Raw genomic sequence first — 19,118 nt, forward strand, 5'->3', positions numbered from 1 at the left:
TCGGCGTCGAGCATGGCCTGGAGCCAGGCGCGGTCGCCGACGGCCGCCTCGACCGGGGTGCCGGCCCGCACGGGGGAGAGCAGGCCGGCGTCGGTGTCCACCGGGGTCATACCAGGATGCCCAGCAGGTCGGTCTCGGCCGGTGCGGGGTGGACGCCGTCCGGCACGCCGGCGGTCTCGGGCAGGGCGAGGACGGCCCGCGCGATGGCGTCCGAGTCGCCGAGGGTCACCGAGTCCACGCCCGGACGGATGCCGGCCGCCGTCACCCAGTGCACCGACTCGGTCGGGATGCCGTAGGCGAACCGGCGCGGGTGCGCGCGGCCGCGGGCGTCCAGCAGCCGGTACGGCCGCTCGGTGACGGCCAGCCCGCCGGTCTCGTAACTCGACCCGCAGGAACCGGAGATGCGGTAGGTGGTGCACTGCTCGGTGTCCAGCAGGTGGCGCAGCAGCGGGTCGTCGGTGCGGCGCAGGTCGGGCTCGGGCAGCCGGGCCTCGATCAGGACGGTGGCCCGGACCGGCTCGCCCGGGACGACCGGGGAGTGCGCCACGAAGGCGGGCTGCTCGGTGTCGATCCGGATCTCGGTGGCCGGCCCGGTGAGCACCAGCACCCCGGCCTCGATCAGCGCGATCATCTGCTCGATCCGGGAGGCCGGCGGGCCGATCGACAGGAAGGCGTTGAGCGGGGTGTACCAGCCCTCCAGGTCGTCGCGGTGCGAGTTGCCCTCCAGCCCGCCGTGGTCGACCGCGAGCCGGATCTCGTTGCGCAGGTCGCGCAGCACGTCGAGGGCGGCCTTGAGCGGGCCGCTGACGTTCCCGGCCCTGGCGTTGCGGACGTCCTGCGCGAGGTAGTCCAGCAGCCACCCGTGGAAGTCCGCGCGGTCGGCGAACTCCCGGTCCTGGTAGGGACGGGAGAGCTGCTCCCAGTCCCAGCGGTCGGCGGTGGGCACGTCGAAGCCGTCCAGCACCTCGGCCCGTTCCTCGCCGCGTTCGGCGGCCAGGTAGCGGACGGTGAACGCCTCCCGTTCGGCGCCGCGGCCCAGCGAGTCCAGCAGGGTGCCGTAGTAGACGCTCTCCACCTCGCGGGCGATCAGCGGCCACAGGTCGGTGCCGAAGTGCACCCGCTGGCCGTCCTCGGAGCGCCGCCGCAGGTCCGTGATCAGCTCGGCGGTGAGCAGCCGGGGGAAGTACCGCCCGTACGCGCCCTTCTCGTTCTCGCCGCGGGCGTGGTACGGGATGCCGCGCCGCGAGCTGGCGTACAGCGTGGGTTCCTGGCCGGACGGACGGTAGACCAGCCGCTCGCCGTCCTCGACGAACGTGCCGCCGCGGCCGAGGGTGAACAGCGCCATGTGGTCGAAGAAGTTGAGGCCGAGGCCGCGCAGCAGCACGTTCTGGCCGGGTGCGACGACGGCGGCGTCGATGTCCGCCGGGTTGGCCGGGGTGACGTACGTGAGGTGGTGGATCCGGGCCAGGCTGGCGGTCTTGGCCTCGCGCGGGGTCAGCCGGGCCGGGACGTGGCCCTGGGCCATCACGATGGCGGCCAGCCGGTTCAGCCGGGTGCCGTCCTCCAGCCGGACGCCCTGCGGGCCGCCGGGGACGCCGTGGGTGTCGGCCATCGCGACCGCCCGCGAGGTGTGCACCCGGACGGTGACGTGGGCGGGCGCGCCGCGGACCACCCGCCGGAAGCTGTCGTGCAGGTACGCGCCGTAGAACGCCCGGGTCGGGTACGTGTTGGGGCCCAGCTCGCGTGCCTCGGCGAGGGTGCCGGCGTCGTGGCCGTCCGCCGCGGTCAGCGACTTCGCCCACTCGAACAGGGTGGGCCCGGGCTCGATCGGGCCGTCCACGGTGACGCTGTCGTCGGTGTAGACGGTGATCTGCGAGGCCACCGTGTTCATCAGCAGGTGGCGGGACTGGTCGGTGCGCCAGACCTGTCCGGCACCGGGCGCGGACGGGTCCACCACGTGCACCGTCACCGAGCGGTGCGAGGGCGTGCGGCGCTCGTTGGCGCAGATCCGCTCCAGGACGGAGAGGCCGCGGGGCCCCGCTCCGATGATGCAGACCTCGGTCTGGTTGGCGGTCACTTCTGCTCTCCGTTCTGGCCGAAGCTCCGGACGCCGTGCATCCAGGCGACCTGGTCGTGCAGCTGGGTGGGGGACAGCGCGCGCAGCGCGGCGTTGCGGGTCCGGGCGGCCTCGCCGGCCGGGTGCCACAGCCCGATGCTCTCCCGGGCGGTGAGCTGGACCCTGGCGGTCCGCTCGCGCCGTTCGGCGTTGTACTTCTCGAAGCGCTGCGGGAGTTCGTCCGCCGAGCAGTCCAGCAGGTCGCCCAGCAGCACGGCGTCCTCCAGGGCCTGGCAGGCGCCCTGCGCCGCGTAGTGCAGCATCGGGTGGGCGGCGTCGCCGAGCAGGGTGACCCGGTCGTCGCACCAGTCCGCCACCGGGTCGCGGTCCACCAGGACCCAGGACTTCCAGCCCTCGCCGAGTTCCAGCAGCCGGTGCGCGGCCTCGCCGAGCGGCGCGAACCGCTGCCGCACGAAGTCCTTCTCCACCGGGACGCCGGCCAGTTCCTCGGTGGCGCCGGTGTCGCTGCTGGCCGCCAGGTTGAGGTACTTGCCGCCGGCGATCGGGTAGTGGACGAAGTGGCACCCGGGGCCCGTCCACCAGGTCACCGACGTGCGGCCGCCGAGCTCCTCCGGCACCTGCTCCATCGGGATGATCGCCCGGTACACGGTGATCCCGGAGATCCGCGGACCGCCGTCGCCGACCAGCTGCCGCCGGATCGCCGAGTTGATGCCGTCGGCGCCGATCAGCGCGTCGCCGGTGACCCGCTGCCCGTCGGCGAGCAGCAGGGTGGCGCTCCGGCCGTCCTGCTCGTAGCCGACGGCGGTGGCGCTGCTGCGCAGCTCGATGCCGTCGGTGGCCAGGCAGGCGTTCAGCAGCAGGCTGTGCAGCTCGGCCCGGTGGACGACCACGTACGGGTTGCCGAAGCGCCGCTGGTACTCCTCGGTGAGCGGCAGGCTCACCACGTGCTCACCGGTGACCCCGTCCATGAAGCGCAGCTCGGCCATGTGCACGGCCGACCCGCGGACGGCGTCGCCGAGGCCGAGCCGCTCCAGGGCGTGGATCCCGTTGGGGGCGATCTGGATGCCGGCGCCGATCTCGGCGAACTCCGGGGCACGCTCCAGCACCGTGACCCGGTGCCCCCGGCGGGCGACGGCGAGGGCCGCGGCGAGGCCGCCGATCCCCCCACCGACTATGACTACCTTGGACATCGTCTCTCCCCGGCCCGTCAGCCGGCCACGCTGCTGCCGGAGGCGAGCAGCCGGGCCAGTTCGAGGCGCTTGATCTTGGTGGTCGCGGTCTGCGGCAGGTCGCCGATGCGCCACTGCACCGGGTCCGCCATCGGCGGCAGCGCCGCGGCGGCGGCCTTCCAGGCCGCCAGGTCGAGCGGTACGTCGTCCTTGGTGCACACCACCGGGACGGCCCGGCCGTCCTCGCCCGGGATGATCACGACCTCGGCGAGCTGGTCCAGCCGGGCGAACAGGGTGTCCTCGGCGGCCAGCGTCGAGCCGAAGCCCTCGATCAGGTCGACCTCGCGGTCCAGCAGGTGCACGCAGCCCCACCGGGTGCGGTAGCCGACGTCGCCCATCCGCCACCAGCCGTCGTTGACCTGGGCGTCGTAGCGGGCCTGCTCGCCCAGGTAGGTGACGATCCGTCCGTCGCTGCGCACCTCGATGTACCCGGGGTTGGTCTCGGACGGCTCCTTGCCGTCCCGGCTGACCACCCGGACCTCGGTGAAGCCGGGGAACGGCACGCCCACGCAGCGGCCGTCGGCGTCCTGCCCGCGGCGCCGGGAGAACGAGCGGACCACGGCCGGGCCGATCTCGCTCTGCCCGTAGAGCTGGCCGAAGACCGGCGCCCGGCGCGCGGAGGCGGCCAGCATCCGCTGCACGGTGCGCGGGTGGATGGCGTCGAAGGTGCTGCTGAACAGCCGGACGTTGGCCAGCGGGCGGCGCGGGTCGTCGGCCAGCTCCTCCCACTCCATGAAGGAGTTGGGGTGCGCCTCCAGGATCCCGGGGCGCAGCTGGGCGAACAGGTCGGCGACGTGCTTCGGGTCGGACTCGCGGAGCACCACGATCGGGAAGCCGCGGAACAGCGAGATCGCCAGTGCGGTGATCAGCCGGGAGTGGACGAACGAGACGTGCATCGCGATGGTCTCGCGGCCCGGGATCAGCGGCTTCATCACGGTCGCCTGCGGGCGGTAACGGGCTTGCAGGGTACGGCCGGTGTGCACCGCGAGCTTCGGGGTGCCGGTGGTGCCGGAGGTGTGCGTGATCAGCGTCGGGTGGTCGGCGGGCATGGTCACCGGGGCGACCCGGGGGGAGCCGGCCAGCGCGGCGAGCTCGGTGGCTCCCCGGTGGCTGCCGGAGGTCAGCAGCACCTTGTCGGCGAACTCGAAGACCGAGGACGGGAGTTCGTTCTCCAGCTTGGCCTGGTCGGTGAGCAGGAACGGCTCGTCGGTCCGGCGCACCAGCTCGGCGACCGTCTCGCCGTCGAGCTTCGGCGAGAGCAGGACCGGGACGGCGCCGATGCGGACCGCGGCACAGGCGAGCAGGGTGATGTCGAAGCCGTCGGACTTGTAGACCACCACCCGCTGCCCGGGACGGACCTTGGCGGCCCACAGCCGGGAGGCGAAGTCGTCGATCAGGTCGGCGACCTCGGCCACCGTCGCCCGACGGCCCAGCCCGGGCGCGATGTCGAGGTCGTGGTCCAGGATCAGGACGTTCGACCCGTGCTTGGAGGCCGCTCGCTCGAAAAGCGTCCCCAGTCGAATTCCCTGGTTTCCTACGCGCTGCAGAAACACCTTTCCGCCCTCTCATCCACAGGAATGGATCGATCAGTTCTTTTCGATGACGAGCTTGATCCGGCCGAGGGTCTCCGCGAGGTCCTGCTCCAGCTTCCCGGCCCAGTCGGCGAAGAATCGCTGCTTCTCGTCGCGGTCCATCTCGGCGGTGATACCGCGGATTCCCTCGGTGGCGGTGCCCATCCGGAAGTGGTGCACCAGCAGGCTGCCGGCCGGACCGGCGGCCTCGATGTCGAAGGCCCAGACGCTGTCCTGCTTGCCGCCGGCGCTGTCGTGCATCGCCCAGCGGAAGGTGCGGCCGGGCTCGGCGGCCACCACCTCGGCGTGGGTGTGCCACTTGCCGCGGACCACCGGGGCCCAGGAGACGACCTCCTCGGAGCGGAGGTTCTCGCCGCGGAACACCGAGCCGACCTCGGCGGGGGCGCCGACCACCCATTCGCCGCCGAGGCATTCGGGGCTCCACTCGCCGCTGCGCGCGAGGTCGCTGATCACGGAATAGACGTCGGCCGGCTCCGCGGACACCGAAATCTCCGCGCGGACCTGGAAAAGCGGTGCATTACCGCTGGTGTTTTCGCCCATGGCCGAAATACTGGCGAGCGCCGCGGAGGGGGGTCAAAGGCCGTTCGGACGGTCCGTCAAGTCGAACAACAGAACTGACAGAGTCCCGCGGGGGCCTCGCGGGAAGCGGCCGAGGGCGGCCTCAGGCGGGCAGCTCCAGCGCGAAGTGGAACGCGCTGACCGCCATCCGCTGAGCGTGGTAGAAGCGGTGCGCGCCGTGGTTGGCGACGCCGGAGTCCAGCTCGATCCGCACGCACCCGGCGGCCACCGCGCGCTCCCGCAGGGCGGCCAGCAGCCACCCGCCCACACCGGTGGACCGGGCCCCGGGGGCGGTCACGAGGTCGTCGACGAACAGCAGCCGGCCGCGGCTGGTGGCCAGCACCCGGTGGCCGGCCACCGCCAGGCACCGGCCGGCCCCGTCGTAGGCCGCGGTGAACACCAGGCCCTGCCGGGACGCCTCGTGGGCGAAGGCGTCGAAGGCCGCCGCGTCCAGACCCGGCCGCAACGCCCTGATCAGCGGTGCCACGTCGGTCGCCAGGGCGCTGTCGCCGGGCCCGACGTCCACCGTCGTCAGTGTCATGGCGAGACTCCGATCACCCGGCCGCGGCGGGTCGGTAGAGGCGCAGGAAGGTCCGTACGCCGTGGGTGACGATCTCGGCGACCCGGGCCTGCGGCAGCGGGATCGCGCCGTAGAACGACGGCTGGGTCACGCTGATGAAGGTCAGCAGGTTGAAGTGGTCGGCGGCCTGGTGCGGGTCGTCCACGTCGAGCAGCCCGCGCTCGGCGAACGAGGCGAAGCGGCGGGTGAGTTCGCGGTGCGTCTCGCGCGGTCCGGCCTCCTGCCAGGCCTCCAGGACGGCGGGCCGGATCCGGGTCGCCTCGGCCTCGATGGTGCGCACCAGCGCCCAGTGGTCGGCGAAGGCGGTGAGCGAGGCCACCCGGTCGAGCGCGAAGTCGACCAGGTCCTGCTCCAGGGCGACGATCTTGCGCAGGTGCCGGTCGGCGATCTCGACCTGGGCGGTCGTCACCTCGCCGGCGCCGGCCAGGATCACCTCCTGGAACAGCTGTTCCTTGTCGGTGAAGTGGTTGTAGATGGTCCGCTTGGAGACGCCGGCCTCGGCGGCGATCACGTCCACGCTGGTCCGGGTGAAGCCCTCCCGGCCGAAGACCGTCCGGGCCGCCCGGACGATGGCCTGGCGCTTCTCCGGGAGCCCCCGGCGCACGGGTGCCTCCAGCGGCTTGTTGTCGGCGGCGGCCATCCTGTCCCTCTCCACGATCCCGATGGGTTGCACTGCATCGTGTAGTTTACTTCACACTTGACTTAAAGCCGAGTAGAAGTTCTACCGTCGGTCAGGAAGCTCGGACGATCGGTTCAACCGAAAGGGAAGAGGCATCATGGCCATCCAGCTGAACCACACCATCGTGCTGGCGCACGACCCCCGCGCGACGGCGGAGCTCCTGACCGGCGTCTTCGGACTCCCCGAGCCGAAGTCCTACGGGCCCTTCCTGGTCGTGCAGATGAGCAACGAGGTCTCCCTCGACGTGCTGCACCAGGACGGCGAGTTCACCGCGCAGCACTACGCCTTCCTGGTCTCCGAGGAGGAGTTCGACGAGATCTTCGCCAGGGTCCGGGAGCGCGGACTGCCGATCTTCGCGGACCCCTTCTACCAGGAGCCCGGCCGGATCAACCACTGGCACGGCGGCCGCGGCGTCTACTTCCGGGACCCGAGCGGCCACAGCCTGGAGGTGCTCACCCGGCCGTACGAGATCGGCTGAGCCCGACCCTAGGTCCCCGCCGTCCCCCGCCGCCCACGGACCTGACAGACCGTCCCGCGGCGGCGCGCGGCGGGGCCGCCCGGCGGCTAGCGTCGAGGACATGATCGGGATATCGGGGCCGGTGTTCCGGCCGGGTGACGAGGGTTACGACGCCGAGCGGCGGGGCTACAACCTCGCGCTGGACCACCGCCCGGCCCTGGTGGTGGGCGCACTCGACGCGGCGGACGTGAGCGCCGCCGTCCGGTACGCGGCCGGGGCCGGGCTGGGCGTCGCCGTCCAGGCCACCGGTCACGGCGTGTCGGTGCCGACCGACGGCCAGCTGGTGATCAGCACCGCCCGGATGGACGGCGTCCGGGTCGACCCGGTGGCCCGCACCGCGCAGGTCGGGGCCGGTGCCCGCTGGCACCAGGTGATCGCCGCGGCCGCCCCGTACGGACTGGCCCCGCTCAGCGGCTCCAACCCGGACGTCGGCGCGGTCGGCTACACCCTGGGCGGCGGCATCGGCCTGCTCGGCCGCCGGTACGGCTACGCGGCCGACCACGTCCGCCGGTTCGAGCTGGTCACCGCCGACGGCCGGCTGCTGGAGGTCACCGCGCAGAGCGAACCGGAGCTGTTCTGGGCGCTGCGCGGCGGCAAGGACAACTTCGGTGTGGTGGTCTCGATGGAGATCGACCTGGTACCGGTGGAGCGGCTGTTCGGCGGCGGGCTCTACTTCCCCGGGGAGTCGGCGGCCGAGGTGCTGCACGGCTGGGCGGCGTGGACGGCGACCGTCCCGGAGGAGATGTCCTCCTCGATCCAGCTGATCCGCTACCCCGACCTGCCGGTGCTGCCCGAACCGCTGCGGGGCCGCTTCGTGGCGCACGTGCGGATCGCCTGGTGCGGCGAGCCGGCCGAGGCCGAGCGGCTGGTCGCCCCGCTGCGGGCGCTCGGGCCGGCGCTGCTGGACAGCCTGCGCGAGCTGCCGTACGCGGAGTGCGGCTCGATCCACCACGAGCCGCCGATGCCGGTGGCCGCCTACGACCGCAACACCGCGCTGCGGGAGCTGGACGCCGCCGCCGTGGACACCCTGCTCGCCCTGGCGGGCCCGGACGCCGGAGCACCGGTCATTCTGGAGATCCGGCACCACGGCGGGGCGTACGCCCGTACGCCCCGGGTGCCGAACGCGGCCGGCGGCCGGGACGCCGGGTACATGCTGTTCTCCACCTACCTGGTGGAGCCCGGGACGCTGGCGGAGGTCCGGCGGGTGCACGGGCTGCTGCACGACGAGCTCGCGCCCTGGGGCACCGGCGGCTCGTTCGTGAACTTCCTCGGCATCGACGACACCGGCGCCGACCGGGTCCGGGCCTGCTACGACCCGGCGGACTACCGGCGGCTGGCCGCGCTGAAGGCCGAGCGCGACCCCGGCAACCTGTTCCGGGTCAACTACAACATTCCCCCGGCCGACCTGCGCTGATCCCGCGTCCGGCCCCGTCCGTGAGCCCTCGGCCGCCCCCGTCCCAGCTGCGGACGGGGGCGGTCTGTGTCGTTCCCCGATGCTTGGCTAGCATCTGACGGATCATCCGGCAGTACTACTTTTTCCACGGGGGAACGGCTGTGAGTTTCGCGGGCGAGCTGTGGGACGACGTCAAGGACCTCGGCGGCGCGGCCCTGGAAGTCGGCAAGGACATCGTGATGGCGCCGGCCGAGATCGCGCACTGGGCGCTGGGCAAGATGTTCGGCGACGCCGACGCCGAGCTGAAGAAGATCGCCGCCGAGCTGGAGGCGCTCGGCAAGGAGGTCGACCAGCTGGGGCAGGAGGTCAACTCCGCCCTCGGCAAGCTCACCTGGCACGGTGCGGCGGCCGACGCCTTCGTCCAGCACGCGCAGGGCCGGGTCAAGGAGCTGTCGGCGGTGGCCGACGAGCTGGACGGCCTGGGCAAGTCGATCGAGCGGTTGGCCGACATCTACTGATCCCGGTGCGCCGAGCGCACTGATCCCGGTGCGCCGAGCGCCGACTTCTTCCATCACAGCGCGCACGGCCTCCGGCCGGCGCGGTCGACCGGTACAGGGGGTACTGCCGTATGGGCACCGAGCAGTTCATGGTCCAGATCCACGAGCTCGCCAAGATCCAGCAGGACTGGGAGAAGCTCCAGCAGCGGATGACCGAGCTGAACGGCAAGCTCGGGCACATCAAGGCGACCATCGCCAAGGCCGCCGCCACCGACCTGGCGGCCAGCCAGTTCGCCGGCCTCCCCGGCTTCGCCATGGTGACCGGCCAGCTGATGAAGGACGTCGGGGACATCAAGGCCCGGGCCGAGCACCTCCAGGCGACCAAGGAGAAGCTCACCAAGGAGCTGGCCGAGGACGTCCAGAAGATCAAGTCCGTCATGGGCGAGTACCAGGACATCGAGCACAAGATCGAGGAAGAGCTCAAGAAGAAGCTCAAGGGCGACCACAGTCAGCCCAAGTCGCCGGGCGGCGGCGGCCCGCAGACCGGCATCGACGGCGCCGGCGGCTCCAAGGGCGGGGGCGGCGGCCACCAGCAGCAGCCCAAGTCCCCCGGGGGCGGCGGCAGCGGCGGCAGTGGTGGCAGCGGCGGGGCCCGGGAGGACTACCCGCAGGGCACCGGTACCGGCGACTGGAAGACCACCGGCAACTGGGACGCCTGGTCCCCCGGCAAGCACCACACCACCACCGGCGCCGGGGTGAAGGCCGAACCCAAGACCGAGGGCCTGTCCAAGGAGCGCAAGGACGCCGTCGACCGCGCCCTGGAGCGCATCAACCACCGGATCGGCTACAGCCAGTCCGCGTTCACCAACGGCTACCGCGACGACTGCTCCGGCTTCGTCTCCGCCGCCTGGGGCCTGCCCGGGCCGGGCCTGAACACCTGGGGCCTGATGAAGGAGAACGTCGCGCACCGGATCGGCAAGGACGACCTCCAGCCCGGGGACGCGCTGATCGCCGGCGGCCACACCGTGCTGTTCGGCGGCTGGGCGGACGCGGCGCACACCCGGTACATCGGGCTGGAGGACAACGGCTCCCAGGGCACCGTCTCCCAGGTCATCCCGTACCCGTACTTCCCGGGCAGCGCCGGCTCGGAGGCCCGCAGCGGCTCCCCGTACCTGCCGTTCCGCCGCAACGGGATGCAGTGACGGGCGTCCGGGTGACGGGCGCCCGGGTGACGGGCGCCCGGCGCTACTTGCGGGCGGGCGTCCACGTCATCCCGAGCCGGTAGGCGCGGGAGATCACGTCCTGGACGCCCGCCCCGTCCGCGGGCGTGAACCAGCGGACCTCGCGGTGGACGACCAGCTCGCCCTTCTGCCGGCGCAGCAGCGCGATGGCGCAGGCGTGCGCCCGCGGCGGGCAGTCGTCCAGCCGCACCTCGAACCGGTCCCCCCGGTCGGAGGAGAGGGTCACCACCGCGTCCAGCCCGCGGAAGTCGCCCGCCCCCTCGTAGATGTAGACGAACAGCAGCAGCTTGGCGAACTCGTCCTGGTGGTCCAGGTTGATCGTCAGGTTCTCGCCGGCCGACCGGGCGCCCGTCCGGTCGTCCGCGTCCAGCTGCACGTACGGGTGGTGGTCGAGTGCCCCGAAGGCGTTGCCGAGGGCCTGCACCACCGTCCGGCGCCCGTCCGCGAACGTGATCATGCACCCGAGGTCGAGGTCGATGTCCTTGGCGGACCCGGCCAGCAGACCGGCCCGGACGGTCGCGAACAGCCCCTTCGCCGCCTTGACCCGGGCCTGGGCGGCGGCCCGCGGCGAGGTCCAGTTCAGGTTCACCCGGATCGGTCCGGAGGTCACCCCGCGCTTGGTGAGCGAGACGGCGGGCGCGGACTTGGTCAGTACGACACGGCTCGGCTGCGACATCGGGGGTCTGCCTTCCGGTGGTGTCCGACAGGGCCCGGAGTCGGCAGAGCACGCGGTGCGGCTCGGCCGGACGCCCTCCGGGAGCCGAGAACATACGCCCGTCCCGACTGCTTCCGGCCAGGGTTGGCCGATTCGTGACGCTCTGACGCAGCGTCAGTGCGGGACGCCCGCCGCGGCACCGCCGGTGGCCCCCTCGGTGGTCCTGTCCGCGGCCTGGTCCGTGGCCTCGTCCGCGCCGTGCTGCGGGACGGTCTTCGCGGGTCCGCCCCGCGCGCGGCGCTGCCGCCACCAGGTGCCGAGCGCCACCGCCGCGACCGGGATCGCCACCGCGGCCTTGACCACGCCGTGGGCGACCAGCCAGCCGTAGCCCCAGTGCCAGCCGAACCGCCCGCTGAGCCACACCAGCAGGCCGGCCGCGCCGACCGTCAGTACCGCGGCCAGCGCGACGGCGGCCCTCTGCTGCCCCTGGGACGGGTCCGTGCCCCCTGTTGTCATGGCGCCACCCTACGGCGCCCGGCGGAGGGCCGATCGGATGAGAGGAGGAATAAAACATCAGTGAATGTCACATAATGTGATTAATTGTCACCTCCGATGTCATCCCCGTGCCGTCCCCACCGCCAGTCACCGACGCGAGGTCGCCCATGCCCGTACGCCCGAGAACGTCCGGCCGTCGCACGGCTGCCGTGCTCGTGGTCGACGGCGCGTCACCCGCGCCCCGGAGGCGCGGAGGGCCCGCGGCCGGCGGGAGAGGGCGGGGGTGAAGTCTCCGCGCCGACCCGTCCGGCCCCACCTCCCAGGGGACCGGCCGGGCCGGCGCGGTCAGGAGGAGCAGTGGTGTCGCAAATGTGTTTCGCCAGGGGGTTCGACACCGCTATACGATCACTCGGCCGGCCGTCGCCCAGTCGCGGCAGGGCTCATTCGTATTCACATCCCGGGGGAACGTTGAAGATTCGTCGTACGCTCGCCGCTGCCGTCCTGGTGGCCACGGCCGCCGCACCCGTCGTCATGGGAGTCACCCCCGCCTTCGCCGCGGACGCCGCCCCGGCGGGGCAGGAGCAGACCGACCCGGCCGAGACCAAGGCCGACGAGGAGAACCGGGCGGCGATCCAGAAGCTGCTCGTCTACCCGAACGACTATCTGCTCACGGCCCCGAGCGACTACCTGCGCGAGCACGCGGCGAAGGCCCTCGCCGGCACCCCGGCGGACCGGGCGCACTTCCTCGCGGCCGAGGTGGACGGGATCCGCCTGGACGACGCGCGGATCGCGATCCTGCGGCTCATGCACGCCGGCGGCCCGGTCCTCAGGAAGGCCGGCAGCGCCGCGCTCGACGGCACCGTCGAGGACTTCCGTGCCTTCCTGAAGACCGGCCAGTACACGGCCCGGACCGAGGACGAGAACCGCGCCGAGGTGCAGCGGATCCTCGACGACCCGAGCAGCGGCCCGGGGGTGCGCGAAGCCGCGCAGGAGGCGCTCGACGGCACCGCCGCGGACGTCGAGAAGTTCCTGAGGACGGGGCGGAGGTCGGCCGCGGAGCACGACGACCGGGTCCTGCTCAGCCAGATCATGTCCCGCGGTGGCCCCGCGGTGCAGAAGGCCGCCAACACCGCGATGTCCGGCACCGTCGAGGACGTCCGCGCCTTCCTGAAGACCGGCCAGTACACGGCCCGCGCCGAGGACGAGAACCGCGCCGAGGTGCAGCGGATCCTCGACGACCCGGCCACCGGCCGGCACGTCCGGGAGGCGGCCACGAAGGCGCTCGACGGCACCGCCGCGGACGTCGAGCACTTCCTGAAGAAGGAGCTGGAGCCGCTGCGGGCGAGCGACGACCGGATCCGGGTCTCCCAGATCGTCGAGAACGGCGGCCCCGAGGTCCGGCAGGCCGGCAACGCCGCGCTCAGCGGCACCATCGAGGACGTCCGCGCCTTCCTGAAGGAGGGCCAGTTCACCGCCCTGGCCAAGGACAAGGCCGCCGCCGAGACCTCCCGGGGCACCTCCGGCACCACCGCGGTCACGCCCGCCTCCCTCACCACGGGCACCACGGGCACCACGGTCGGCGCCGTCACCACCACGGACACCCCGTCCGTCGCCGGCTCCCTGGCCTCCACCGGCACCACCGCCCCGCTCACCGAGCTGGCCGCCCTCGGCGCCACGGCCGTCGCCCTCGGCGCCGGCACCCTCCTCGCCGCCCGTCGCCGCCCCCAGGCCTGACCACCACCTGACCGCCCCCGCCGGGATGGCCCACCACGTACGCGGGCATGCGGAAGGCCCCACCGAGAAGTCTCGGTGGGGCCTTCCGGCCGGTCGGCCCCGGCGGCCGGCCCCGAAGCGTCGACCTCCCGCGACCAGGGCCGGGCCGGGAGGTCAGACCGGGCGGACGAGCTCCCAGGTGTCGACCGCGAAGTCCAGCGTCATGCCGTGCCGCTCGTAGAGCGACAGGGCGCCCGAGCTGTTGTCCGTGTCGACGCCCAGGCCGACCCTGGCCCGGCCGAGGGCGGCGTAACGGGCGAAGAAGTACCGGAGCAGGTAGCTGCCGACACCGCGCCCCCGCGCGGTGGCGAGCACGCCGAGGTTGGCCGTCCACCCCATCGTCGTACGGTCGTTGCGGGTGCGGATGGCGGCCACGTCCACCCCGTCCAGGGTGGCGATCCAGACCAGTGACCAGTCGGCCCGCTCACCGTCGACGTCGTTCAGCCACTGCTCGTAGCTGCGCGGCTGGAAGTCGAAGTGCTCGGCGAAGCTCTCCTGGAGCAGCCGGTGCGCGATCCGGCGGTCCGCCTCGTCGGTGCAGTCCCGCAGCGTCACCCCGGCGGGCGCGGCGGGCAGCGGGTGCTCGGAGGCCTCGATCCCGCGGGCCATCACGTTGTACCGGCGGACCGGGCGCCAGCCCCGGGCGCGCAGCGCGTCGGTGTCGACGGTGGGCTCGATGTTGAGGTGCATGTGGACCACGGCGCGGTCTGCGCCGTTGCCCGCGGCCTGCTCGGCGGCTCGGGCCTCCATCAGGTCGAACAGGTGCTGCGCCCCGGCCTGCTGGTCCGGCAGGACGTACTGGCACATGTCGATCCGCTCGGCGCCGGAGTCGTCCCAGAGCAGGCCGTAGCCGACCAGTCGGGCGCCGTCGAAGAGCAGCCAGGAGTCGGTCGCCAGGTCTCCCTCGGGGTGCCTGAGATCGGCTTCGATGTCGTTCAGCTCGGTGTCCGCGCGGCCGATCTCCAGCAGGTCGATCTCGTTCAGCAGTGCACAGACGGCCTCGGCGTCGCCGAGGGTCGCCGGGCGAACCGCCAGGCCGGCGGGGAGCGTCCCAGTCGTGGTCATGCCCGTCAGCCTTCCACCGCCCCCAGGACGCCGCGAACGAATTTTCGGTCGCCCGGCCGGTACGCCGCGGCGCACCCCGAGCCGTCGGCGTACCGGCCGGCCCGCACGGCACGCAAAAGGCCCCACCGAGAGATCTCGGTGGGGCCTTCGTGCTGTTCAGCAGCTGTGGCCAGGGCCGGGGTCGAACCGGCGACCTTCCGCTTTTCAGGCGGACGCTCGTACCAACTGAGCTACCTGGCCGTACTGCACCGCCTCTTGCGAGACGAGCGATCCTGACGGGACTTGAACCCGCGACCTCCACCTTGACAGGGTGGCGAGCTAACCAACTGCTCCACAGGACCTCGTGCGGATCTCATCCGCTTCAGCACCTCGCGGCACTGACTTTACTACGGTACTACCGTGCCCCCAACGGGATTCGAACCCGTGCTACCGCCTTGAAAGGGCGACGTCCTGGGCCACTAGACGATGAGGGCTTGCGGCCCGCCCGGCTGGTTTCCAGCGGTCGGGGACGTGAGAAGCATATGGGATGCCGGGCGGGAACGCCAAAACGGTTTCGGTTCGGCGGGTCCGGGGGCGCGTGGGGCGGGTGCCGGGTCAGGACCAGCCGAGTTCGTGCAGCTCGTGGTCGTCGAAGCCGAAGTGGTGGGCGACCTCGTGGATGACGGTGGTGCGCACCTCGTCGACGGCCTCCTCCTGGCTCTCGCACAGCCGGAGGGTCGGACCCATGTAGATGATGATCCGATCGGGCAGCACCCCGGCGTACCACTCGCCGCGCTCGGTCAGCGGGGTGCCCTCGTAGAGGCCGAGCAGGTCGGGGTCGGCCGGGTCGGGTTCGTCCTCGACGAAGACCGCGACGTTGTCCATCATGGCCGCGAGCTGCGGGGGGATCTGGTCGAGGGCGTCGGCGACCAGCGTCTCGAACTCGTCCCGGGTCATCTCCACCGCCCCATTGTCGGGTGTGCCGTGACGAGGTGCCAGGTGATCGGCGACAGTGGTTGACTGAAACCGTGCGTTCGAGTCGTACCGGCCGGGGGCCGGGAGCCGTGGTGCCGGTGCGCCCCGCGCTGCTGCGCGGGCAGGGCCCCGCGGTGGCGGTGGTGGCCCTGGGGGGTGCGATCGGGGCGACGGCCCGGTACGCGGCGGGCCTGCTGTGGCCGACCGCGCCGGGGGCCTTCCCGTGGACGACACTGCTGGTCAACGCGGTGGGATGCGCCGCGATCGGGGTCCTGCTGGTGGTGATCGCCGAGGTCAGGGCCGCGCATCCGCTGATCCGCCCGTTCCTCGGGACGGGCGTCCTGGGCGGTTTCACCACCTTCTCGACGTACGCCGTGGACGTCCAGCAACTGATCGATCACGGCGAGCCCGGCCGTGCCCTCGCCTACCTTCTCGGCACCCTGCTCGCGGCGCTCGGCGCGGTCTGGGCGGCGGCGACGGCCACCAGGCTCGTCCTGCGGAGGAGGTCCGGATGACCGTGCGCGAGCTGAGGGCGACCGTGCTGATCGGCGAGAACGACACCTGGCACCACCGGCCGCTCTCCTCGGAGATCGTGCACCGGGCGCACGCCGCGGGCCTGGCCGGCGCGAGCGTGTTCCACGGGGTCGAGGGCTTCGGGGCCGGCTCGACCGTGCACACCGCTCGGCTGCTGTCGCTGAGCGAGGGCCTGCCGGTGGCGGTGGTGATCGTGGACGAGGCCGAGCGGGTCCGGGCCTTCCTGCCGGAGCTGGACGCCGTGATCGGCAGCGGCCTGGTGGTGCTGGACGAGGTCGAGGTCGTCCGGTACGGCCTGGGCGGGCGCGGGGAGGACGGCGGGTGAACTGGCTGCTGGTGGTCGCGGGCGCGGCGGTCGGAGCGCCGCTGCGGTACCTGACGGACCGTGCGGTGCAGGCCCGGCACGACTCGGCCTTCCCCTGGGGCACCTTCGTGGTGAACGCGGTCGGCTGTGCGGTGCTCGGACTGCTGACCGGTGCGGTGGCCGCCGGGGCCACCTCCTCCCGGGTCCAGCTGCTGCTGGGCACCGGCCTGTGCGGGGCGCTCACCACGTACTCGACCTTCTCGTACGAGAGCCTGCGGCTGGCCGAGACCGGCGCCCGGTTCTACGCCGCGGCCAACGTGGTCGCGAGCGTGCTGGCCGGCCTGGGCGCCGTGTACACCGGGACGGCGGTGGCCCGCGCCCTGTGGGGGTGATCGGGCCGGTGGCAGGGCCGACCGGGCGGTTGCCCGTGTCCGCCGGGCCGTACGCGCGTTGGGCACCGAGAGCGAAGGCCGGCCCGGGTGGGCGGGCGCGGGAGGTGGCGCGGTGGTGGCGGATCGTACGGGGCTCCGGCGGGCGGCGGTGGGCGTGGTGGCCGCCGCACTCGCCGGGTTCGGTTTGAGCGGCTGCATGTCGGTCGGGTCGAACTCCGCGGACCAGCAGGGCACCGTGCGCCCGTCCGGCCAGGCCGGGGCGTCCGGCAAGCCGGGCGCGGCGACCGGGGCGGCCCGAAACGCCGGGGCCGGCCAGCACGGCGAGCACGCGGCCGTGGTGTCGGTGGAGGGGGTTTCGCCGGGGACGACCCCGGTGCCCGGGACGGTCGGCAGTGCGCCGCTGCCGGGCGAGTCCGCGCCGGTGGTGGCGCCCGTGGTGGTGCCGGGGGTGCCCAGCGAGTCCGCCGGGCCGACCGGGAGCCCCTCGGGTCGGCCGAGTCCGGTCGCGAGCCCGTCCGGAGTGTCGCATCCGTCACCCAGTTCACCGGCGAGTTCTGCCGCTCCGTCTGCCACACTGGACCCAGAACCATCCACCAGTAACTCAGGATCCTCGGCTCCGAGTGCGACCGCCTCCGGGCATTAGCGCCCTGGCCAGCAGGTTTGCCTTTGATCCCGAGGCTCCTCTATGGTGGTAGATCGTTCGTTTGATTCATTTGATTGGCGCCTCTTCTTCACCCGGCGCCCTTGGCGCGTTCCGGCGATCCGTGGCTGACCGCATAGAGGCGGTCTTTACAGAACCCCGGACTTTGGCGCGTGCCACTTCCGGAAGGTTTTGCATTGTCTCTCGTTGACGACACCCGCTTCGCCATGCCCGCGAACGGGTCGGACGCCACCGACACCGCCCTCACCGACACCACCGAGGCCGCCGAGGTCGAGACCGCCACCGCGGTCGACCTGGCCGCCGAGGTCCTCGACACCGTCGAGGACGACGCCGCGGACGAGACCGCCGCGGCCGCCGAGCCCACCATCACCTTCGGCGACCTGGGCCTGCCCGACGAGATCGTGCGCGCCCTCGCCAAGCGCGAGGTCGTCACCCCGTTCCCGATCCAGGCCGCGACCATCCCGGACGCCCTGGCCGGCAAGGACGTGCTCGGCCGCGGCCGCACCGGCTCCGGCAAGACCCTGAGCTTCGGCCTGCCGCTGCTCACCCGCCTCGCCGGTGGCGAGCGCACCCGGCCCAAGCACCCGCGCGGCCTGATCATGGTCCCGACCCGCGAGCTGGCCATGCAGGTCGCCGACGCGCTGGAGCCGTTCGGCTCGGTGCTCGGCCTCAAGCTCAAGGTCGTCTGCGGCGGCACCTCGATGTCCAACCAGATGTACGCGCTGGAGCGCGGCGTGGACGTCCTGGTCGCCACCCCCGGTCGTCTGCGCGACCTGATCAACCGCGGCTCCGCGAAGCTCGCCGACGTCCAGGTCGCGGTGCTCGACGAGGCCGACCAGATGGCCGACATGGGCTTCCTGCCCGAGGTCACCGAGATCCTCGACCAGGTGCCGGCCGGCGGCCAGCGCCTGCTGTTCTCCGCCACTCTGGAGAACGAGATCGACACCCTGGTCAAGCGCTACCTGAACAAGCCGGTCACCCACGAGGTCGACCCGTCGGCCGGCGCGGTCACCACCATGACCCACCACATCCTCGTGGTGAAGCCCAAGGACAAGGCGCCGATCACCAACGCGATCGCCGCCCGCAAGGGCCGCACGATCATCTTCGTCCGCACCCAGATGGGCGCCGACCGGGTCGCCGAGCAGCTGGTGGAAGCCGGTGTGAAGGCCGACGCACTGCACGGCGGCATGACCCAGGGCGCCCGTACCCGGGTGCTGGGCGACTTCAAGGACGGTTACGTCAACGTGGTCGTCGCCACCGACGTCGCCGCCCGCGGCATCCACGTCGACGGCATCGACCTGGTCCTGAACGTGGACCCGGCCGGTGACCACAAGGACTACCTGCACCGCTCCGGCCGCACCGCGCGGGCCGGCCGCTCCGGCACCGTCGTCACCCTGGTGCTGCCGCACCAGCGCCGCGGCGTGTTCCGCCTGATGGAGGACGCGGGCGTGGACGCCTCGCGCCACATCCTGGACCACGCCTTCGACCCCGAGGTGGCCCGGATCACCGGCGCCCGCTCGCTGGTCGAGGTGCAGGCCGAGTCCGCCTCCGGCATCGCCGGTGCTGCGGAGCGCGAGGTCGCCGAGATGACCCGCCAGCTGGAGCGCGCGCAGCGCCGTGCCGCCGAGCTGCGTGAGGAGGCCGACCGCCTGGCCGCCCGCGCCGCCCGCGAGCGCGCCGCGCTCGGCATCGAGGACGAGGAGCCGGCCGCCGAGGCCGGTACCGACTCCACCGAGCCGGCCGCCGCTGCCGAGACCGCTCCGGCGGTCGAGGAGGAGCGCGTCCCCGCCTACCGCGAGCCGCGCAACGAGCGGTCGTCCTTCGGCCGTGACCGCGACGAGCGCGGTGGCCGCGACCGTGACCGTGACGACCGCGGCGGCCGTTCCTTCGGCCGCGACCGTGACGACCGTCCGGCCCGTTCG

At 72.7% G+C, this 19,118-nt stretch carries 19 protein-coding genes and 3 tRNA genes; 9 read left to right on the forward strand and 13 right to left on the reverse strand.

Annotated elements, in window-relative coordinates:
* Nucleotides 1-106: 106 nt before the first annotated feature.
* From ACIOFR_RS27150 to ACIOFR_RS27175, 6 genes are all read right to left on the reverse strand, one after another.
* Entirely contained in the window at nucleotides 107-2,077 is a 1,971-nt protein-coding gene (locus tag ACIOFR_RS27150) for an FAD/NAD(P)-binding protein (RefSeq protein WP_401001679.1), read from the reverse strand.
* Nucleotides 2,074-3,267, reverse strand: a complete 1,194-nt coding sequence (locus tag ACIOFR_RS27155) for an FAD-dependent oxidoreductase (protein WP_401001681.1) — start codon at nucleotides 3,265-3,267, stop codon at nucleotides 2,074-2,076. The genes ACIOFR_RS27150 and ACIOFR_RS27155 overlap by 4 nt, the downstream gene beginning before the upstream one ends.
* Before the next feature lie 17 nt (nucleotides 3,268-3,284).
* The gene (locus tag ACIOFR_RS27160) at nucleotides 3,285-4,859 is read right to left on the reverse strand and encodes an AMP-binding protein (RefSeq protein WP_401001683.1); all 1,575 of its coding nucleotides are present in this window, start codon (nucleotides 4,857-4,859) and stop codon (nucleotides 3,285-3,287) included.
* 33 nt (nucleotides 4,860-4,892) lie between these two features.
* On the reverse strand, nucleotides 4,893-5,438 hold the full coding sequence (locus ACIOFR_RS27165; protein ID WP_401001685.1) for an SRPBCC family protein: 546 nt from the start codon (nucleotides 5,436-5,438) through the stop codon (nucleotides 4,893-4,895).
* A 121-nt stretch (nucleotides 5,439-5,559) separates the two neighbouring features.
* On the reverse strand, nucleotides 5,560-5,997 hold the full coding sequence (locus ACIOFR_RS27170; protein ID WP_401001686.1) for a GNAT family N-acetyltransferase: 438 nt from the start codon (nucleotides 5,995-5,997) through the stop codon (nucleotides 5,560-5,562).
* A 13-nt stretch (nucleotides 5,998-6,010) separates the two neighbouring features.
* Nucleotides 6,011-6,691 carry a TetR/AcrR family transcriptional regulator gene (locus ACIOFR_RS27175; protein WP_401001687.1) on the reverse strand — a complete coding sequence of 227 codons (681 nt, stop codon included), beginning with the start codon at nucleotides 6,689-6,691 and terminating at the stop codon, nucleotides 6,011-6,013.
* Between the two features lie 121 nt (nucleotides 6,692-6,812).
* Between ACIOFR_RS27175 and ACIOFR_RS27180 the strand changes: the two genes are divergently transcribed.
* The 4 genes from ACIOFR_RS27180 (at nucleotide 6,813) to ACIOFR_RS27195 (ending at nucleotide 10,324) form a co-directional block, all read left to right on the forward strand.
* On the forward strand, nucleotides 6,813-7,193 hold the full coding sequence (locus ACIOFR_RS27180; protein ID WP_401001688.1) for a VOC family protein: 381 nt from the start codon (nucleotides 6,813-6,815) through the stop codon (nucleotides 7,191-7,193).
* Nucleotides 7,194-7,293: 100 nt separating this feature from the next.
* The gene (locus ACIOFR_RS27185) at nucleotides 7,294-8,646 is read left to right on the forward strand and encodes an FAD-binding oxidoreductase (RefSeq protein WP_401001689.1); all 1,353 of its coding nucleotides are present in this window, start codon (nucleotides 7,294-7,296) and stop codon (nucleotides 8,644-8,646) included.
* 140 nt (nucleotides 8,647-8,786) lie between these two features.
* Nucleotides 8,787-9,143, forward strand: coding sequence for a WXG100 family type VII secretion target (locus ACIOFR_RS27190; protein ID WP_401001690.1), 357 nt, complete (start codon nucleotides 8,787-8,789; stop codon nucleotides 9,141-9,143).
* A gap of 110 nt (nucleotides 9,144-9,253) precedes the next feature.
* Entirely contained in the window at nucleotides 9,254-10,324 is a 1,071-nt protein-coding gene (locus ACIOFR_RS27195; RefSeq protein ID WP_401001691.1) for a hypothetical protein, read from the forward strand.
* A 43-nt stretch (nucleotides 10,325-10,367) separates the two neighbouring features.
* Here ACIOFR_RS27195 and ACIOFR_RS27200 read toward each other — a convergent pair whose 3' ends face one another.
* Entirely contained in the window at nucleotides 10,368-11,039 is a 672-nt protein-coding gene (locus ACIOFR_RS27200) for a hypothetical protein (protein WP_401001693.1), read from the reverse strand.
* A 153-nt stretch (nucleotides 11,040-11,192) separates the two neighbouring features.
* The gene (locus tag ACIOFR_RS27205) at nucleotides 11,193-11,534 is read right to left on the reverse strand and encodes a hypothetical protein (RefSeq protein ID WP_401001694.1); all 342 of its coding nucleotides are present in this window, start codon (nucleotides 11,532-11,534) and stop codon (nucleotides 11,193-11,195) included.
* 447 nt (nucleotides 11,535-11,981) lie between these two features.
* Here ACIOFR_RS27205 and ACIOFR_RS27210 point away from each other — a divergent pair, with 447 nt between their 5' ends.
* Nucleotides 11,982-13,247 (forward strand): ALF repeat-containing protein, encoded by a 1,266-nt coding sequence (locus ACIOFR_RS27210; RefSeq protein WP_401001696.1) that lies wholly within the window; start codon nucleotides 11,982-11,984, stop codon nucleotides 13,245-13,247.
* Nucleotides 13,248-13,400: 153 nt separating this feature from the next.
* On the opposite strand, the gene ACIOFR_RS27215 is transcribed toward ACIOFR_RS27210, so the two are convergent.
* The 5 genes from ACIOFR_RS27215 to ACIOFR_RS27235 form a co-directional block, all read right to left on the reverse strand.
* The gene (locus tag ACIOFR_RS27215) at nucleotides 13,401-14,351 is read right to left on the reverse strand and encodes a GNAT family N-acetyltransferase (RefSeq protein WP_401001698.1); all 951 of its coding nucleotides are present in this window, start codon (nucleotides 14,349-14,351) and stop codon (nucleotides 13,401-13,403) included.
* 166 nt (nucleotides 14,352-14,517) lie between these two features.
* A tRNA-Phe gene (locus ACIOFR_RS27220) sits at nucleotides 14,518-14,591 on the reverse strand.
* 27 nt (nucleotides 14,592-14,618) lie between these two features.
* Nucleotides 14,619-14,692 (reverse strand) — tRNA-Asp (locus ACIOFR_RS27225).
* 59 nt (nucleotides 14,693-14,751) lie between these two features.
* Nucleotides 14,752-14,824: transfer RNA gene (locus ACIOFR_RS27230), tRNA-Glu, on the reverse strand.
* Between the two features lie 121 nt (nucleotides 14,825-14,945).
* Nucleotides 14,946-15,287 carry a metallopeptidase family protein gene (locus tag ACIOFR_RS27235; RefSeq protein WP_401001840.1) on the reverse strand — a complete coding sequence of 114 codons (342 nt, stop codon included), beginning with the start codon at nucleotides 15,285-15,287 and terminating at the stop codon, nucleotides 14,946-14,948.
* 71 nt (nucleotides 15,288-15,358) lie between these two features.
* Between ACIOFR_RS27235 and crcB (ACIOFR_RS27240) the strand changes: the two genes are divergently transcribed.
* The 4 genes from crcB (ACIOFR_RS27240) to ACIOFR_RS27255 all read left to right on the forward strand — a co-directional run.
* A complete protein-coding gene (gene crcB / locus ACIOFR_RS27240; protein WP_401001700.1) occupies nucleotides 15,359-15,820 on the forward strand; it encodes a fluoride efflux transporter CrcB in 462 nt (153 codons plus the stop codon).
* Nucleotides 15,817-16,164 carry a DUF190 domain-containing protein gene (locus tag ACIOFR_RS27245; RefSeq protein ID WP_401001701.1) on the forward strand — a complete coding sequence of 116 codons (348 nt, stop codon included), beginning with the start codon at nucleotides 15,817-15,819 and terminating at the stop codon, nucleotides 16,162-16,164. The genes crcB (ACIOFR_RS27240) and ACIOFR_RS27245 overlap by 4 nt, the downstream gene beginning before the upstream one ends.
* Nucleotides 16,161-16,535 (forward strand): fluoride efflux transporter CrcB, encoded by a 375-nt coding sequence (gene crcB / locus ACIOFR_RS27250; protein WP_401001703.1) that lies wholly within the window; start codon nucleotides 16,161-16,163, stop codon nucleotides 16,533-16,535. Before ACIOFR_RS27245 ends, crcB (ACIOFR_RS27250) begins: the two co-directional genes overlap by 4 nt.
* A gap of 837 nt (nucleotides 16,536-17,372) precedes the next feature.
* A partial coding sequence (locus tag ACIOFR_RS27255; protein WP_401001705.1) for a DEAD/DEAH box helicase occupies nucleotides 17,373-19,118 on the forward strand: 1,746 nt, incomplete at its 3' end.

This window comes from Kitasatospora sp. NPDC088346 (assembly GCF_044740765.1).
Lineage (GTDB): Bacteria > Actinomycetota > Actinomycetes > Streptomycetales > Streptomycetaceae > Kitasatospora.

Bases quoted from the DNA above. Each gene is read 5' to 3' on its own strand.
- ACIOFR_RS27195 (WP_401001691.1), top strand. From the start codon at position 9,254: ATGGGCACCGAGCAGTTCATGGTCCAGATCCACGAGCTCGCCAAGATC.
- ACIOFR_RS27205 (WP_401001694.1), bottom strand. From the start codon at position 11,534: ATGACAACAGGGGGCACGGACCCGTCCCAGGGGCAGCAGAGGGCCGCC.
- ACIOFR_RS27165 (WP_401001685.1), bottom strand. From the start codon at position 5,438: ATGGGCGAAAACACCAGCGGTAATGCACCGCTTTTCCAGGTCCGCGCG.
- ACIOFR_RS27200 (WP_401001693.1), bottom strand. From the start codon at position 11,039: ATGTCGCAGCCGAGCCGTGTCGTACTGACCAAGTCCGCGCCCGCCGTC.
- ACIOFR_RS27180 (WP_401001688.1), top strand. From the start codon at position 6,813: ATGGCCATCCAGCTGAACCACACCATCGTGCTGGCGCACGACCCCCGC.
- ACIOFR_RS27185 (WP_401001689.1), top strand. From the start codon at position 7,294: ATGATCGGGATATCGGGGCCGGTGTTCCGGCCGGGTGACGAGGGTTAC.
- ACIOFR_RS27235 (WP_401001840.1), bottom strand. From the start codon at position 15,287: ATGACCCGGGACGAGTTCGAGACGCTGGTCGCCGACGCCCTCGACCAG.
- ACIOFR_RS27245 (WP_401001701.1), top strand. From the start codon at position 15,817: ATGACCGTGCGCGAGCTGAGGGCGACCGTGCTGATCGGCGAGAACGAC.
- ACIOFR_RS27170 (WP_401001686.1), bottom strand. From the start codon at position 5,997: ATGACACTGACGACGGTGGACGTCGGGCCCGGCGACAGCGCCCTGGCG.
- ACIOFR_RS27215 (WP_401001698.1), bottom strand. From the start codon at position 14,351: ATGACCACGACTGGGACGCTCCCCGCCGGCCTGGCGGTTCGCCCGGCG.
- ACIOFR_RS27155 (WP_401001681.1), bottom strand. From the start codon at position 3,267: ATGTCCAAGGTAGTCATAGTCGGTGGGGGGATCGGCGGCCTCGCCGCG.